General features: G+C 54.5%; 15 protein-coding genes and 1 pseudogene. 6 read left to right on the forward strand and 10 right to left on the reverse strand.

The window, feature by feature from the left end; genetic code table 11:
- Positions 1-62 precede the first annotated feature (62 nt).
- Positions 63-1,259 (reverse strand): cell wall metabolism sensor histidine kinase WalK, encoded by a 1,197-nt coding sequence (locus tag MKR05_RS04015; RefSeq protein ID WP_064154610.1) that lies wholly within the window; start codon positions 1,257-1,259, stop codon positions 63-65.
- Positions 1,256-1,951, reverse strand: coding sequence for a response regulator (locus MKR05_RS04020; RefSeq protein ID WP_064154609.1), 696 nt, complete (start codon positions 1,949-1,951; stop codon positions 1,256-1,258). The genes MKR05_RS04015 and MKR05_RS04020 overlap by 4 nt, the downstream gene beginning before the upstream one ends.
- A 124-nt stretch (positions 1,952-2,075) precedes the next feature.
- Here MKR05_RS04020 and MKR05_RS04025 point away from each other — a divergent pair, with 124 nt between their 5' ends.
- The 3 genes and pseudogenes from MKR05_RS04025 to MKR05_RS04035 all read left to right on the forward strand — a co-directional run.
- Complete coding sequence (locus MKR05_RS04025; RefSeq protein ID WP_064154608.1) at positions 2,076-2,852, forward strand: MipA/OmpV family protein; 777 nt, start codon at positions 2,076-2,078, stop codon at positions 2,850-2,852.
- Between the two features lie 47 nt (positions 2,853-2,899).
- A complete protein-coding gene (locus MKR05_RS26950) occupies positions 2,900-3,088 on the forward strand; it encodes a DUF2255 family protein (protein WP_257394538.1) in 189 nt (62 codons plus the stop codon).
- Between the two features lie 393 nt (positions 3,089-3,481).
- A pseudogene (locus MKR05_RS04035) lies at positions 3,482-4,055 on the forward strand (ISNCY family transposase); the annotation flags it as partial.
- Between the two features lie 61 nt (positions 4,056-4,116).
- On the opposite strand, the gene MKR05_RS04040 reads toward MKR05_RS04035, so the two are convergent.
- The 4 genes from MKR05_RS04040 to pgtC all read right to left on the reverse strand — a co-directional run bounded on the left by MKR05_RS04040 (position 4,117) and on the right by pgtC (position 9,140).
- Positions 4,117-4,455, reverse strand: coding sequence for a hypothetical protein (locus MKR05_RS04040; RefSeq protein ID WP_124074064.1), 339 nt, complete (start codon positions 4,453-4,455; stop codon positions 4,117-4,119).
- A gap of 218 nt (positions 4,456-4,673) precedes the next feature.
- Positions 4,674-5,924, reverse strand: a complete 1,251-nt coding sequence (pgtA, locus tag MKR05_RS04045) for a two-component system response regulator PgtA (protein ID WP_064157862.1) — start codon at positions 5,922-5,924, stop codon at positions 4,674-4,676.
- A complete protein-coding gene (gene pgtB / locus MKR05_RS04050) occupies positions 5,914-7,923 on the reverse strand; it encodes a two-component system sensor histidine kinase PgtB (RefSeq protein WP_117133702.1) in 2,010 nt (669 codons plus the stop codon). Before pgtB ends, pgtA begins: the two co-directional genes overlap by 11 nt.
- Positions 7,920-9,140: a phosphoglycerate transport regulator PgtC gene (gene pgtC / locus MKR05_RS04055; RefSeq protein ID WP_087824279.1), complete on the reverse strand. Its 1,221-nt coding sequence runs from the start codon at positions 9,138-9,140 to the stop codon at positions 7,920-7,922. The genes pgtB and pgtC overlap by 4 nt, the downstream gene beginning before the upstream one ends.
- A 406-nt stretch (positions 9,141-9,546) precedes the next feature.
- On the opposite strand from pgtC, the gene pgtP reads away from it, so the two are divergent.
- Positions 9,547-10,938 (forward strand): phosphoglycerate transporter PgtP, encoded by a 1,392-nt coding sequence (gene pgtP, locus MKR05_RS04060; RefSeq protein ID WP_130952636.1) that lies wholly within the window; start codon positions 9,547-9,549, stop codon positions 10,936-10,938.
- Between the two features lie 154 nt (positions 10,939-11,092).
- On the opposite strand, the gene lysM is transcribed toward pgtP, so the two are convergent.
- The 3 genes from lysM to MKR05_RS04075 all read right to left on the reverse strand — a co-directional run bounded on the left by lysM (position 11,093) and on the right by MKR05_RS04075 (position 13,389).
- Positions 11,093-11,542, reverse strand: coding sequence for a peptidoglycan-binding protein LysM (gene lysM, locus MKR05_RS04065; RefSeq protein ID WP_023289703.1), 450 nt, complete (start codon positions 11,540-11,542; stop codon positions 11,093-11,095).
- 357 nt (positions 11,543-11,899) lie between these two features.
- Entirely contained in the window at positions 11,900-12,544 is a 645-nt protein-coding gene (locus MKR05_RS04070; RefSeq protein WP_048297511.1) for a TenA family protein, read from the reverse strand.
- Positions 12,544-13,389, reverse strand: a complete 846-nt coding sequence (locus MKR05_RS04075; protein ID WP_023289705.1) for a BtpA/SgcQ family protein — start codon at positions 13,387-13,389, stop codon at positions 12,544-12,546. Before MKR05_RS04075 ends, MKR05_RS04070 begins: the two co-directional genes overlap by 1 nt.
- Positions 13,390-13,415: 26 nt before the next feature.
- Here MKR05_RS04075 and MKR05_RS04080 point away from each other — a divergent pair, with 26 nt between their 5' ends.
- Complete coding sequence (locus MKR05_RS04080; RefSeq protein ID WP_238874993.1) at positions 13,416-14,288, forward strand: PfkB family carbohydrate kinase; 873 nt, start codon at positions 13,416-13,418, stop codon at positions 14,286-14,288.
- Position 14,289: 1 nt separating this feature from the next.
- On the opposite strand, the gene MKR05_RS04085 is transcribed toward MKR05_RS04080, so the two are convergent.
- Positions 14,290-15,243: a substrate-binding domain-containing protein gene (locus tag MKR05_RS04085; RefSeq protein ID WP_238874990.1), complete on the reverse strand. Its 954-nt coding sequence runs from the start codon at positions 15,241-15,243 to the stop codon at positions 14,290-14,292.
- Between the two features lie 345 nt (positions 15,244-15,588).
- Between MKR05_RS04085 and MKR05_RS04090 the strand changes: the two genes are divergently transcribed.
- Positions 15,589-16,611: a LacI family DNA-binding transcriptional regulator gene (locus MKR05_RS04090; protein WP_032428845.1), complete on the forward strand. Its 1,023-nt coding sequence runs from the start codon at positions 15,589-15,591 to the stop codon at positions 16,609-16,611.
- The last annotated feature ends 254 nt before the right edge of the window (positions 16,612-16,865 follow it).

The raw sequence follows: 16,865 nt of genomic DNA on the forward strand, positions 1-16,865 counted from the left end.
GGTTATGGCGTTATTAAATGCGCGCTTAGTCGAGAAAGTTTCGACGTTTCGTCAAGGTATTATCAAGAGCGGCTATTTTCCATTTCAGACGACGTCCAGGGTAACAAAATGCTGACTGCGAGTCCGCCGGTTTCAGGTAACGACGCGCTGATACTGCCACCATGGGCCTGACAAATCGCGCGAGCAATCGACAAACCGAGACCGCTGCCGCCGGAGTGGCGGGCACGCGACTGCTCCTCCCGGCTAAAACGGTTAAACATTTCCGGCAGGAACCGGGAGGATACCCCCGGGCCGTCATCGCGAAATTCGAGGCAATATTGCCCGCTGGCGTAGTGCAGCGTGACATCAAGAAAGCCGCCATCACGCCCGTAACGGAGGGCATTTTCCATAAGGATAGTAAACACCTGGCCCATACGGAACGTATCGCCTTTGAAAGGACACGCCTGAGAATGATGAAGCCTGATGGTAAAACGATGTGCATCAGCCTGGGGCATGATCCATGTCACCCGTTCCTTAAGCAGCTCATCCAGACGAAAGGGTTCGTTTTCCAGAACCAGATTCCCGGCATCAGACAGTGAGAGCAGATGAAGTTCATCGGTCAGGCGATTCAGGTGCTGAAGCTGTTTCATTACCATTGCCAGTTGTTCCGGGCTGGCATCAAACACGCCATCCAGCATGCCCTGCAAACGTCCGATAGCGGCAGTCAGTGGGGAGCGAAGCTCATGCGCCATGGCCACATGAGAGGTACGTAACTCTTTTTCATAGCGGGCCAGTTTCCCCGTCATGGTATTAAAGTCACTGGCAAAGCTGACCATTTCAGCCGGCGCATTCCTGATGAGCTCTGCCTGGCGGCCAAATTGCCCTTCGGCGACGTCCTTTGCCGCATCACGCAACCGGCTGAACTGCAGCGCCAGTGGCCTGGCATATCTCAACCCCATCACCACAATAAAAGGGATCATGACCAGGACCAGTAACGCCACGGTGACCCAGTCTGCCGAGGCGATGGAGGGTGTTGAATAACTCAACCCCCACCAGGTATCGACGATTTGATGGAAGCGCGCCGGGTCCGCCTGCGGGTTCTGGCTGAGCGCAAGAAACTCTTGTCGGACCGATGCCGGCATTCTGCTCATGATCCAGTAATTCTGCACCGCATAACGTAGCCACATACAGGTCGCTATGACAATTACGCTTCCGATGGCCAGCGCTAATATACGTGCGCAAATCCAGCGCCACAGGGAGGAATAGCGGGTTTTTGTCATGGTTGTCTGAACCTGTAGCCTACGCCGCGAACGTTAACCAGCACGCCGGAAATACCCGCCGCTTCGAGTTTTTTACGCAGGTTATAAATATGGGTATCCACCACACGCTCCAGGGCTTCACTTTCCGGCAAACAGTGCTCCAGTAAATGCTGGCGGGAAAAAGGTCGTGAAGGAGAGCGCATAAGCGTGGTCAGTAGTGAAAATTCGGTTGGGGTCAGATCCAACGTCCGCGGTGTGGTGTCCCCGTCGATAATGCTCGCCACGATGGCCGTAACATCCACTTCAAGTGATTGCCAGCGAAGGATCTCTTCCTTTGTTTCCGTTTTATTGCTGCGACGCAATACCGCCTGCACCCGGGCCACAACTTCTCCCGGATGGTAAGGCTTAACAACATAATCATCAGCGCCATAGCGCAGAGCGCCAATACGATCGGGAGTATCTCCCATGGCGGTGACCATGATCACCGGAACATCATTTTTACGACGCAGGCCAGCCAGGACTTCGGTGCCGTTAAGCCCCGGAAGCATCACATCCAGCAGGATCAGATCGGGTTTCCACCGGTGCGCCATATCCAGCCCGGAAAGTCCATCTCCTGTAATGACGACATCGTAATTTTCACGGCGTAAATAGGCCTCGAGCACGCCAGCCGCATCGGCGTCATCTTCAATAATCAGCACTCTTCTGGACAACATCCGTTCACCTTGACCGATTCTTAACACTATCCCGACGATTCATTGATTTTGCCAAATCATACTGCGCCAACATTTTGTGGCAGCTCCTGCCTCAGGAGAAACCAGCATCCGTGAGGAGAACAGTATGATAGCGATAAAAAAAGCCCTGTATATGACCGTACCGCTTTTGACGGCCATCACATCCTGTGTACAGGCAAATGATGACGGCTCTTTCACTATCGGGCTGGGGGGGCGCTACGCTCCGCGATACTCAGGTTCAGACAAGCAGGTATGGCAGGTGGTTCCGGTGCTTCAGGGTCGTAACGGCGCTTTCTTTATTGATACGCAGAAAGGGGTAGGGTATGACCTGCAGAACGCCAGCGGCTGGTACTTCGAACATACGCTGGGATACGATCTGGGAAGGACGGATAAAAACGCCAGCTGGCGGGCAGGGGCAAATAATCTGAAAGGGATGGGAGACATTGACGTCTCACTGAACACGGCCCTTGCCGTTGGCTGGCAGGCGCTTTCGTGGCTCAGTGTTGAAGGTAAAGCAACGCTGCCTTTAACGGACGGTCAGGGGGTAAGTTACCAGACATCCTTCACGTTGATTCCCGTTCAAACCGATCAGGACACGATCGCCTTTCAAACGGCGGCCCTGTTTGGCGACAACCGTTACCTGAATACCTGGTATGGCGTGAATCCGGAGCAGAGCCAGCGCTCAGGTTATAGCCGCTATTCAGCACCGGGGGGATTTTATGGCATAGACAACAGTCTGATCTGGAGTCACCAATTTGATGCCCACTGGGGCACGGTTCTGAGCGCTGACTATACCTGGCTTGGGGAGCATGCCAATCAAAGCCCGATCGTGTTACGACGTAACGAGGCGGCACTGGCAGCAGCAGTTACCTGGACATTTTAGGGCGGAGAAAGTGCGGCGTGCGGTTTGCCGGGAACGGTTAAAATTGAGTGAGTCGGCATTATCTAGCAGATACGCAACCAGAAGCGAAACATGTTGTTAACCGCGCCGGCAGACCTGGTGCGGTCCTAAGTAAAATTGATCAGGCTTATCAGAAAAAGTACTCCAGCAGCAGCTATGTTTCAGCAATGACAGGGACACGCGCCAGAGCGGCCACGATTGAGATTTTACCTTCGTGATTTCCTGTCAAAGTGATACTGGGTGTTCTGTGAGACAAAATCTGCCTGTTTAACTTTAATTTCCCTGAAACTGGAGGCAAGTATGAAACATACATAACCGCCAGTTTCTGGTCCGGTGAAAGTTCATCTTCAGGAAGCATTGTCCATTAAGGTAGGAGTTTGAATATCAGATGACAGGGCGAACATGTGCTATGAACATAACGCAAGAAAAGGGATGTCAGTCATAAATAAGTACCGTGTTGATTTGTTAAGAGGCCGCTGTCAAATATGAAGTTATTGGGTAGCACATGACATTTAACATAATATACATTATGCGCACTTAGATTATGGTGGCTGAGTTGTAAGGTCTGCTCCTGGATAAGTGACCCGTGGATTCACCATGGAGGGATTCTGATGACGGCTTATGCAGCGGACGTTTTCACTTTGGACGAAGTTAACCGACTCAAAATCATTCAGGACGTTGTCGACCGGAGTCTGACCACACTTGATGGCCACACAGCGCCTGAGTATATCTGATCGCCAGTACCGACGCCTTCTGTTGCACTGCCGTGAATCAGGCTCGCCAGATATCGCTAACCGCCGTTGTTGAAATCTCAGCAATAACCAGCAGCCTGATGACCTTGCACAGTACGCGCTCAATAATATCCGCGAGCGCTATACCGACTTTGGGTCTACGCTGGCGTGTGAGAAACTCGCAGAACTGCATGATGTTCATCTGTCCAAAGAGACTGTCCGTTCACTCATGGTTAAAGCCGGTCTCTGGATCCCCCGCAAACAACGTGCGCCAAAAATTCAGCAGCCACGTTATCTTCGGGCCTGCTGCGGAGAACTGATCCAGATTGATGGCTGTGACAATCACTGGTTCGAGAACCGTGCACCCGCCTGTACCGCGCTGGTCTACGTCGACGATGCGACGAGCCGCCTGATGCAGCTTCGTTTCGTTAAATCGGAATCGACCTTCACCTACTCATGCCACTTTCAAATGATGGCGTGGAGATCGCTCTGTGGTCCTTACGCCTGATGTCACCTTATATTGATTGAAGCGTCGCAAACGCCGAAAGCAGGATACCGATAACGACCGGATAAAAAACGCAGGAAATCAGGAATTCAGCTACCTTATGACCTTCACTTTGTATATGAATAGTTCTTCCTATACTTATCAGAGAGGCAAAAAAACCGATCGTCGCCACAACGGCGATGAAAGTCAGAATGCAATACAGCGTTAACCCGCCAGCCTCTCTTTTCTCAAGGCAACCAAACATCGCCAGCGCCTGCAACAGGCTTAATGCGATCGCCCCGGAGCAGCTTTCACAAACCCTTCCATAGATACCAAACACTTCCCAGGCACGTTCGTTAATGCGCTTCACTCAGAATTCCTTCTATAAAATAAAAAAATAACAGGCGCTTAAGTTTTTACCTCTTCACCTTTGCAAATCTATATAAAAAATCCATTTAAAAAATGGTGTCCTCTTTTTTCAGGTATTCATAAGGGTTCACCCTTCCCTGCCCCTTTAGCGTAAAAACATCGTTATTTTCCGGCGCAGGAACCATTCAGGATATTATTAACCATCGTCTGGCGCCATGCCTAAACCCCTTTGTAGTGCTCTTTACTCAGGCCATACTTCTTCATTCTGAGATAGAGTTTTTTACGCGGTATCAGCAGATACTCCGCCACCTCATTGATACGTCCCTGGTGGATATTCAGCGCTTCGGTGATGATCTGCCGCTCGACCTCCTCAACCCGCCGATCCAGCGGCGTCGGTTCGCCGACAAGCATCTGCGGATTCACCGTTTCCGCGAGCGGTAAAACCCCCACCGCAAACAGCTCGGCGGCGTTCGCCAGTTCGCGAACGTTATTTGGCCACACCCGCCGCATCATCCCCTTCAACAGACCGGCATCCACCTCCGGGACGGGATGATTCAGCCGTTGACAGGTTTTTTGCAAATAGTGATGAAACAGCGGCTCGATATCATCAGGTCGCTTTGACAGAGGCTGGCAGCCAATTTGCGTCATCGCGAAGCAGTAATAGAGTTCCGCCACTATCTGGCTGCTGGCTGCCAGCGCCACCAGCGAAGCATTACCGATACCAATCAGGCGAAAAGGCCGTTTCTCATGACTCTGCAGCTGTACCAGATGATGCTGTTGCCCGTGAGACAGATGCTCCAGGTGGCTTAAGACCAGCGTCCCGCCCTGGGCTTGCGCGATCAGTTCATTCAGCGTGTGGGCGTTAGCCGTGTTGAGTTCGCAGGAGATAAACGGACCTTCGGCGTGACGCCCTAACTGGTGCAGGTAACGCGCGCCGGTCATCCGGCCGGTTCCCGGCTCGCCGTAAAGCCATACCGCAATATCCGTCTCTGCCAGCTGCTGAAGGCGCTGGCGATACCGATCCGTCCATTGGCTGCGGCCAATAAGCTCAACCTGTAATTTTTGCTGACAATACTGGCGACGGGCGATCACCGATTGCCTCTGACGCAGCGCGGCATCCACCAGCGTGAGCAGCTTGCCTGGATCGATCGGCTTTTGCAGGAAATCCCAGGCCCCTTTTTTCACCGCCTCCACCGCCATCGGCACATCGCCGTGACCGGTGATAAGCAGAATCGGCAGCAGATCGTCATCCTGATGAAACAACGTCATTAAATCGATTCCGGAGCAGCCGGGCATGCAGACATCGCTTAAAACAATGCCGGGCCAGTCCTTCGGCACCCGCTCCCGCGCATCAAAAGGATTATTACAGGCACTGACCTGATACCCCGCTTGCTCAAGCAGCTGCGTATAGGCATCCAGCACATCGGCATCATCATCAATCAGCAGAATCGAACAGTGATTACTTAACATCTTTTACATCCGTCAAATTGAATTCCAGCACCACGCAGGCACTGCGCGTAAACGTCGACGCCAGGCGCAACGCCCCTTCCATTTGCGTCATCAGCGAAACACTTATCGAAAGCCCTATTCCCAGCCCCACGGCTTTGCTGGTAGTGAACGGCTTTAACAGCGAAGGAAGTAAGGCCGCAGGCCAGCCGGGGCCGTTATCGGCAATCAACACGCACAGCCTTTCGCCCTGGATGTGCCAGCTCACGGTGATTTGTGCTGCGTGCGGGCAAGCATCAAGGGCATTTGACAGCACGTTCACCAGCACCTGATGAACACGCACTTCGTCTCCCAGGATCCAGACGGCGTCATCCGGTATCAGCAGCGTCCCCTGCTGAGGTTTATGCCGCATCGCCAGCAGTTCCCACGCCACGGTAAATGTCTGGCGCAAATCGACCGGGTGCAGCGGCGTTTCCAGTTCTGCGCGGCGGGTAAACTGGCGCAGGGAACGGATAATCGCGTCAATGCGGTTGATCAGCCCTTCCGCTTTGCTTAACGTCGTCCGCGCCTGCTCCGTCTGTCCCTGCTCGATTGCCCTTCCTGCGGTAAAAAGATACATCGACAGCGCATTCAACGGCTGATTGATCTCATGCGCCAGGGTGGTCATCGTCTGCCCCACCACCGCCAGTTTAGCAGTCTGGATCAGCTCGTCCTGAGTGGCACGCAGATCGGCCTCAATCGCTTTCCGCTCGCCTATCTCCTGTTCAAGCTGCTGTTTTTGCGCATTAAGCTGACCCAGGGTATGGCGAAGCAAACCGGCAATACGTCCCAGCTCGTCGCGCCCGTAAACCGGAATGGTCGCCTCGGTCTGGCCCAGACCAATCTGCACCACCGCCTGATTCAGCGCGGTAAAGCGTTTCACCAGCCGCGAGCGAATAAAATAATGGTTCAGCCCCCACGCCAGCAGCAGCGCCAGCAGCGTCGCCACCAGGATTAGCCCGCCGCTGACCCGGACAATCTGCCCCATACGCTGATTAAACATCTGCATCTGCTGGTGACTGCTGCCAAGCTGGGCTTCCAGCAGCGTTCTGAAGCGTCCCAGCGTCGCTTCTCTGGCCCGGCTGGCTTCCACGAGCGCTTTTTGCGCGGTAACGTAGTCGCGCATGGTGTCCGGCATCTTATTTTTCACCATGCCAATTTCCAGCAGCTCATCGATCGTTTGTCGCAGGGTAATGGTGCTCGGCCAGTCATCCAGCGCACGAATATTTTCATCCGACGTTTTCTTCAGGTTTTTCAGATAGCGGATATGCGTCTCCACCAGCATGCCGTCATCATTCCCGGATTTCAGTTCATTAAGCCTGTCGCGCAGGTCGTCAACGATCTGATTTTCAATACGCGCCAGCGTATAGACCTGCTGTTGTTCATTCTGCACTTCCCGGGAGCGTTTCAGGTACTGCGCCGCATCCCCCTGTCGGGCTTCAATCTGATCGAGCAGCGTTCCCTGTTGCCAGGTAAAATCCTGCACCAGCGAATTCAGCTCGGTGGTGAAATCATCGTGCAGCCAGTCGATCCGCGCCGAAAGCTCTCCCACCTTTTCGCGAACCAGAAACATGTTGTAGAGCACGCGATCCAGTTCCGCCAGCAGCGCGCGGCTGTCCTGCAAGATCACCGCCAGCTGCTGCCGTTCTGCCGGCGACAACCCCTGGCTCAGCCGCTCTATCTTATCCAGATGCTGGATAATCTGGTTGCGCAGCTGCAGGCGTACCGTGGTATTCGGCGCCAGCAGAAATTCATTGAGTTGATCGACCACCAGGTTGAGATTCCCTTCAATCAGAAAAGCCGAATGGATGCGCGGAAAATACTCATCCAGCGAATAGCGGATCTGCGAACTTTGCTCATGCCATGAATAGAGGCTGACGCTGCTGACAATCAGCGTCAGCAGCGCCCCCATCAGAAAAGCCCCGCGCAGGCTGCTACTGATACTGATTTGCCGCAGACGTTGCAGTATGGACCTGCCCATCATTTCAGTTCTTCCAGTTTATTAATCGCCTGCCGCTGATTGTTGAGAAACCAGAGCTGCCACTCCATCATCTGCTGTTCCGCGAAGCTCTTATTGTCGAACTGAGCCAGCCAGGCTTCATCCTCGCTGCTCGCCGGATCGACCGGCACACGGGTCAGCAACGCGCGAATCTCGGGCAGCGGACGCTTGAGACGGGCCTCCGCGCTATGCAGCGCTCGCCAGGCATCTTTTAGCTGAGCAAGACGAAAGCTGATCGCCGTATCGAACATCCGTTGCACCAGGCGCTGGCGTTTGAGGATCAGCCGATAGTTCAATGGCGGTTGATTCATCAGCACCGCCTGCTGCGCCGCCCGCGGATTGCCCGTCGCCAGGGGCGTTACAGGGTATTTCCCGGTATTGGCATCGGCGAGGATCGTCTGGCCCTCCGGGCTTAACAGATAGCGAATAAACCGCCGCGCCTCGCTGGCGTGCTGGCTGTTTTTAAGCACCGCGACATAGGTCGGCGAAACCGCCGACTGCGGGAAATAGGTAAAAGCCAGGTGCGGATCGTTCATCAGCAGATTGGCGTAGTTATCAATCACCGGACCGGCCACGCCCAGGCCGCTTTTAATCTTATCCGCCACCCCAAAACTGCGGGATGAGATGGTCACGAGATTTCCCGCACTCATCAACAGCGTTGCCCATCCCTTAATCCAGCCTTTTTGTTGCAGCAGCGACTCCACCATCAGATGGTTGGTATCCGAACGCGACGGACTGCTCATCAGCAGCGCCCCCTGATAGCGAGGATCGGTCAGATCATCCCAGTCCGCTGGCGCAGGCAGGTGCCGTGTCATCAGCGCCGGGCGATTAATCAGCAAACCGAACCCGGAAATCGCTACGGCCACGGAGGTGGAGCGAATGGATTCCGGCACCAGTTGTTGGCTGACTGCCGGCGCACCGCTGAACGGTGCCAGCTTTTTATGCTCCTGAAGATGCTGCAGCAGCATCGGCGACGAGGTCAGGATCAGATCGACATTTTCGGCATTTGCCGTGTCTAGCAGCTGTTCCAGCGAGGCGCTGGTGCGGTTGAGCGTCCTGATCGTCACTGACCCCGGCTCTTTCTGCCAGCGATCGATAATCCACACGGTGGCGCTGGGAGAAAATGTCGTCGCCATCACCAGCTCATTGCTTTGCGCCGCACAGGGTCTCAGCCAGGCGGTCAGCAGCAGCATCGCAAGCATTTTGCTCACTATCCCGCCCCGACGAAGAGACATGTTTGTGATCCCGTTCATAAATATTGAAATACCGAAAAAATTACGTTGAGACAAAACTTACCCGTTTATGACAGCTGGCGAATTAATCACCGCGAGCGGAAAAATAGCCAAACGGGCGCCCGGGAATATCGCTAAAGATTACCAGATAATGATTGGGTAATTTGTTAGAGTCCGCACAAGCCGGACATAAAATCAGCGCAACATTAATTCCGCAGGCTCTCGCTCATTCAATATGAGTCAAAATCAACCCATCAATTCATTAGTTTGAGTCAGTTTTGACTCATTTCGACGATTTGTATTTTACGGCCGCTTATTTCACCCTTCAGGCCGAATGCTCCTGATGTTCACATCAATATAAAATACAGGTGACGACATGTTATCATTATTAAAAAAAGGGCCGTCGGCGAATACAGTTCCTGCTGAGAAAATTCAGGCAAAGTATGGTCGATACCGTATGCAGGCGCTGCTAAGCGTATTTCTGGGATATCTGGCGTACTATATCGTGCGCAATAACTTCACCTTATCCACGCCCTATCTGAAAGAACAGTTAGATCTTAGCGCCACGCAGATCGGTTTGCTCAGCAGCTGTATGCTCATCGCGTACGGGATCAGTAAAGGCGTGATGAGCAGCCTCGCGGATAAAGCCAGCCCGAAAGTGTTTATGGCCTGCGGTCTCGTACTGTGCGCCATCGTCAACATCGGGTTAGGATTCAGCACCGCATTCTGGGTTTTTGCTGCGCTGGTTGTCCTGAACGGCCTGTTTCAGGGGATGGGGGTCGGCCCCTCTTTCATTACCATCGCGAACTGGTTTCCGCGCCGGGAGCGTGGCCGCGTAGGAGCTTTCTGGAATATTTCCCATAACGTCGGCGGCGGAATTGTCGCCCCGATCGTCGGCGCCGCGTTTGCGATTCTCGGTACCGAGCACTGGCAGAGCGCCAGCTACATTGTGCCGGCCTGCGTGGCGGTGGTATTCGCCATCAGCGTACTGGTGCTGGGTAAAGGTTCGCCGCGGGAGGAGGGCCTGCCTTCGCTGGAAGAGATGATGCCGGAAGAGAAAGTGGTGCTGAAGACCAAACACGCCCAGAAAGCGCCGGAGAACATGAGCGCATTCCAGATCTTCTGCACCTACGTCCTGCGTAACAAAAACGCCTGGTATGTCTCCCTTGTGGATGTGTTTGTCTATATGGTGCGTTTCGGCATGATCAGCTGGCTGCCAATCTACCTGCTGACGGTGAAACATTTTTCTAAAGAGCAGATGAGCGTCGCCTTCCTGTTTTTTGAATGGGCGGCGATTCCGTCAACCCTGCTGGCCGGCTGGCTTTCCGATAAGCTGTTCAAAGGCCGCCGGATGCCGTTAGCCATGATCTGCATGGCGCTGATTTTCATCTGTTTGATCGGCTACTGGAAAAGCGAATCACTGCTGATGGTCACGGTATTTGCGGCGATTGTGGGCTGCCTGATTTACGTCCCGCAGTTTCTGGCCTCGGTCCAGACCATGGAGATCGTCCCCAGCTTTGCCGTTGGCTCCGCCGTGGGCCTGCGCGGATTTATGAGCTATATCTTTGGCGCCTCGTTAGGCACCAGCCTGTTCGGCGTGATGGTCGATAAAATGGGCTGGCACGGCGGGTTCTATCTGCTGATGGGCGGGATCGTCTGCTGCATCCTGTTCTGCTATCTTTCTCATCGCGGCGCGCTGGAGCTTGAGCAACAGCGTAAAATTACCGAGCAGGAAGAGGCCCGGCTGGCGCTGGCTGACGCTGGCTGACGCACAGTAAGCGCCTGAACCCGGGGAAACAAGAGCCAGCTTGCTGGCTCTTTTGCCGTTGAGAGAGGAATTGATGTCCGCAGCTGCTCCCGACGACGGTATAAAGCAAGTACCCCTGCCATCACTGATGCTACTGCTGAGTGGAATGAACGGCCTACTTCGCCGGGATAATCAGCACTTGACCCGGATAGATTTTATCGGGATGCGTCAGCATCGGTTTATTGGCTTCAAAAATACGTTGATAATCATTGGCAGAGCCATACATCGCTTTGGAGATAGCGCTCAGGGTGTCACCGGATTTGACCGTGTAAAAACGACTTTCCGCCCCGCTTTGCGTCACCTTAACGCCGTCACTGACCTGACCTACGCCAGTGACATTCCCGACCGCTACCAGAATTTTTTCCTTATCCTCCTGCGAAGCAACATCGCCAGTGACCGTGGCGGTGCCATCGTCCGCAACATCAATATTGACCTTTTCGGCGCCAGGCAGATTAAGACCATCGATATGTTTTTTCAGTTTATCGGCCCGCTCTTCTTTACTGTCGCCGGAGACGGCGTCCCATATTTTCTCGCCCGCTTCTTTCACAAAACTTAATAATCCCATCTTTCCATACCTCCTCGACTGTTACATGATCACATCATCATCGGACCTGTTGACCCAATGTCAGGGGGCTGGTTTGCTACCCGCCCTCGCGTCAACTGCCTGAAGCAGCACAAGCCACCATCAAAGTATAATCAATAAGCGTCAAAGTGCAGGATATTTGCCCCACTACGGCAGGAAAGTCTGTATTCCGGCAAGGTGACACGAAATGGAAGCGGACATAGCTCCCCTGCCATGCAGAGAAATGATGGCCCCTCGTCGTACAATGGCTGGAGAGGCAATGCCCGGATAAGACGCGGACTACCTGAGCAAGATTTCAGGAGACGCCGCTTCCGGCGCCTCCTGTGAGTCACCTCGCGGCTATTCCTCGTATGCAGCGTGATGGAAATCAATTTCCCACTGCAGTACTTCACCGTAAAGCGCCGACAGCGCCTGCTTTTCCTTTTCACTCAGCGCCATGGCGCAACGGTCGAGTTCGTTCTTTAGCCAGAGCGCCTGCTGGTAGAATTCGTCCTCCGCGTGCATTTCCACCCAGCGTCGTATATCAGCATCGCTCTGTCGATGTTCGCTCGCCCGTCTGCACCAGCGATAGTACATCCATTCCGCACCGAACATCAGGGTCACGATCTGCTCATAGCTGCCCTCGCGGGCGGTCCGCAGCATACCGTCGCGAAAGCGCCGTACACCGGGCAAATCATCCGGGTACTCAGCGGGATCGATTTGTCGCGCTGACAACACCTGCTCAAACCACGCGATCTGCGTATCAACCAGGGAATTCAGCACGCCAATCAGCCAGCGCTGCTGATGAATACCCGGCGCTTTGCTGACCCCGAGGGCAACAATCGCGATGGCCGTCGCGACAAAGTTGCCCTCAAACACCAGATAGCGGTTGAAGACCGCTGTCGGCAGGCGATCCTGTTCAATATCAGTGACAAACGGGTGCTGCTGCATCGCCTGCCACGCCGGTTGATGTTCGCGCAGCAGGCGTTCGCTAAACGCTTCCATTAGGCTTCCTCCAGCGCGGCCTGAGCGACCGACATAAAATGCTTCACCCGGGCCAGCTCAACATCGTTCCACCAGACGCCATCGACCTTCATCGTACTGGCCACAATGACCCCCTGGGTCCGCCCGAGGATCTGCCTCACGTTAGCCGGCGTTACCCCGGAGCCCACCAGGAGCGGTAGCGCCGTCGCCGCGCGGATCTCGTCAATTTCCGCCATTGTGGCGCTATCGCCGGTGCGCTGGCCGGTGGCGATCACCGCGTCGGCCTCGAAGAAATCGACATCGCGCGTCAGCTCCTGAATCGAACGATCGGCGACAATGGCATGGCTACCGTGCTTGACATGGCTATCGGCAAAAACGCGAATATGCTCAGCGCGCAGCATACTGCGGTAGCGCAGCGCCTTTGCGGCCGCCCCTTCGATAAATCCTTCGTTGGCGATATAGGCGTTGGCCCACTGGTTGACGCGGACGAAATCGGCGCCGCCCGCCAGCGCGATGGCCATGGCCGGGATCGCCGCGTTAGCCAGGACGTTAATACCCAGCGGGACCGCAAACCGCTCACGAACTTTCTCGGTAATGACCGCCATCAGCGCGGAGGTTTCATGGCCGATGTCCTCAGGTTTGGAAAACGGAATATCGCCGTGGTTTTCAATAATCAGACCATGAACACCGCCTGAAATATAATTTTCAGCATCGCGAAGCGCACGCTCAACAATATCGGAGACTGATTTTCCTCGATATTTAGGCGCGCCAGGAAAAGGATCGCAATGAATAACGCCAATAACGGCTTTGTTTCGTGAAAAAATAGCTTGTATTGCATTGGTTTTTTCTGCTGAGATAGCAACCATCTTATCCATCCTGTTAAGGGAACACTATGCGTGTTTACGTTACCGGTAATATTGCCGTCGATGAAACCTGGTCTATTCCGGATATACCGAAAAAAGGCACTTCCATTCACGGCGTTAAAGTTTCGCAGGATATCGGCGGTAAAGGCGCGAATCAGGCGATTATATTATCCCGCTGTGGAATAGAGACGCGTTTAATTGCCGCCACGGGAAATGACAGCAACGGCGCCTGGATCCGCCAGCAGATAAAAAATGAACCACTGACCTTACTTCCCGACGCCCCTTTCAATCAACATAGCGACACCTCGATTATTTTAAATAGCGCTGATGGCGACAATGCCATCATTACCACGACGGCGGCTGCCGACGCCTTCAGCCTTGAGAATATTATTCCGCATATGGCGGATGCCGCCGCCGGCGATATTCTGCTGCAGCAGGGCAATTTCTCCCTCGATAAAACGCGGGCGCTGTTCCGGTACGCCAAAACTCTCGGCATGACCACGGTGTTCAACCCCTCGCCCGTCAATCCTGACTTTTGCCATCTGTGGCCGCTCGTCGACATCGCGGTAGTCAATGAATCCGAGGCCGAGCTGCTTCAGCCCTATGGGGTGAAAACCTTAGTGATAACCCAGGGCGCCGCTGGCGCCTGGCTGGTTCAGGCGGGACAGCGCCAGTTTTGTCCCGCCGTGCCCGCCGAGGCGCTCGATACGACCGGCGCAGGCGATACGTTCCTCGCCGTCATGCTGGCCTCCGCCCTGCTGCGCGGCGTCGCGCCGGATGACCTGGCGCTGGCGCACGCCAGCCGCGCTGCCGCCATAACTGTTAGCCGCCGGGGAACGCTCAGCGCGTTTCCCGGTAGCCATGAGCTCGCCGCCCTGTTAACCCAGGACGGCGCGCGTTGACCTACTTAAACAGCGGACGGTAAGCATCGACGTTCGCTTTGGTTACCACCGTCGCCGGAACCAGAATGGTTTTCGGCACGGTTTTTCCCGACGTGATGCTGTTCAGCGCATTCAGGGCTTCGGCGCCCATCTTTTCCGGATCCTGCTGCAGGACGGCGGTTACGTAGCCGCCGTCAATACCGGAAATCGCCTTCGCCGTCAGATCCCAGCCAAACACTTTAATATCCTTCTGCCGCCCCTGGTTTTCTACGGCGGCGATAGCGCCGAGCAGCGCGGGTTCGCCAGTGGCATAGATTGCTGTCAGATCCGGGTTGCCGGTGATCAGGTTTTCCGCCGCGGTCATCGCTTTATCCTGCACGTTCTGCCCGTCGACCACGTTAGCGATGGTAATGTTCGGATTGCTTTTCAGCGTCTCTTCGAACCCTTTTTGCCGCTGGTTCTGGATGGCCGAATTCAGCGCGCCGACAATCCCCACCCTCGCCTTGCCACCCATCTCTTTCTGCACGTAGTCCACAAAATATTTACCAATAATTCTGCCGCCTTCAATATTGTCCACGCCGACCTGGGCCGCCTGTGGTCCGGCAGGTAATACGGCATCAATCGCAATCACCGGAATGTTAGCGGCGGCGGCTTCTTTTACCGCTGGCATAATTCCGTTAACGTCGATAGCGGCGACCAGAATGCCTTTAACGCCTTGCTGAATATAGTTTTCTATCGCGTCGTTTTGCGCCACGGGATTATCGTTAGAATTGAAAATAACTAAATCCTTGCCGCTGGCCTTAGCCGCATCCTGCGCGCCTTTATTCATCAAATTAAAGAACAGCGCCTGCTGATTGATTTGCACCAGCGCATAAGTCGGACCGGCAGCGCTGGCGGCAGAAATAAAACTTATCGATGCCAGCATCGTCGTGGCGACAGCAAGTAAACGCAGTTTTCCGGTGTGAAATAACATCATCAGTATCCTCGTCGGGAATAGTTGATAGCCAGCAGAGTTCCGCGCCGCATGCGAACGCAGAAGGATTGTTTTTTTGGCGGGCAAATATCGTCTATATGGCCAGAACAATCATCGATCGTTCGGCGGATACCTGCTTAATGTCATCCCGGCAACCGGTCCGTGTCGGTGCGCGACTGGAATGACTTAAACGGGTTTGGGAATGACTTCCCGGATGATGCGGTAAACTGCCTATACAATTCTCTGCTGATTAAAATTTGTCAAGCATTTATTTTCGGTTATTACGCACAGAGAAATTGCTGTATCCACCGCGCTTAACTATGTTACAGATAGCCGATTCTGGCAGAGATGGCGCAGGAAATGAGTATAAAACGCGTATTGTTATCTGATGTGGCAAAGCTGGCGGGGCTGTCGAAAGCGACCCTGTCGCGCTATATGAACAACAGTATTGTGCTGCCGCAGGACACCATCGACCGTATCGAAACCGCCATTCGCGAACTGGACTATCGCGGCAATAGCCTGGCGCGCCGTCTGAGTAAAGGCGGCAGCGAGACGCTCGGCCTGGTGCTCCCCGACATTACCAACCCCTTCTTTGCCGAGCTGGCCGACGCTGCCGAAGAGGCCGCTTCTGCCAGCGGCTACAGCCTGGTGTTGTGTATCACCCGCAACAACCCGGAAAAAGAGTGCCAGTTCATCCGCTGGCTGGATACCTGCCAGGTAGACGGTCTGCTGTTCACCACCAACCGCCCCGATAACGGCCTGCTGCGCAAGGAGATCCAGCGTCACGAACGCATTGTCCTGCTGGATGAAGATATTCCCGGGAGTCAGGTTCCAAAAGTATTTGCCGATAACGTCCAGGGCGGGCGCATCGCCACCGAAAAACTGATCGCCGCCGGGCATCGTCATATCGCTTTCGTCGGCGGCCCGGACAAACTGATGAGCGTCCGTGAGCGCTATCAGGGTTTTTGCACCGCGATGGAGCAAGCCGGCCTGAGCTGGCCGCCCGAATGGGTGATGTACGGCGACTATCAGCGCGAGTTTGGCCAGCAGGCGCTGCGGCACCTCTTCAGCCAACCGGTTCGCCCTACCGCCGTCTTCGCGGCCAGCGACTATCTGGTGCTCGGTCTGCTTGACGGTCTACGCGCCAGCGGGCTCCAGGCGCCGGAGGCGCTTTCGCTAGTCGGCTTCGATGACGCCAATTATGCCGATTTTACCCAGCCGCGGATCTCCACTATCCGCCAGCCCGCCCGGGAACTGGGGCGCACCGCGGTGCACATCATGATGCGCCTGCTAAACGACGATCCGGATATCCCTGCGGAAACCCGCCTGCCGGTTGAATGGATTGGTCGCGACTCGATCAAGATCTGTTAAGCATGTCCCATAATGACGCAAAAGCGCCCGGTTTTGGCGCAAAAAACGATCAATTAACAATTTATTCACTATAATCAGTAAACCGGTTTACCGGATCGTAATCAATAAAACCTATTGAATACATAAGGTTAAGTTACAGGGCTGCTGTGTTGTTCCTGCCCTGGCACGGATGCTGCAATGTTCTTACTGGCGAACAAATATCTTACATAGCGTTTGTCCTGACTGTACTGGCGAGGGCTCTGTTCCGCAGGTAA

This window comes from Klebsiella sp. K5-204, assembly GCF_030128585.1.
Taxonomy (GTDB): Bacteria; Pseudomonadota; Gammaproteobacteria; order Enterobacterales; family Enterobacteriaceae; genus Klebsiella; species Klebsiella quasipneumoniae.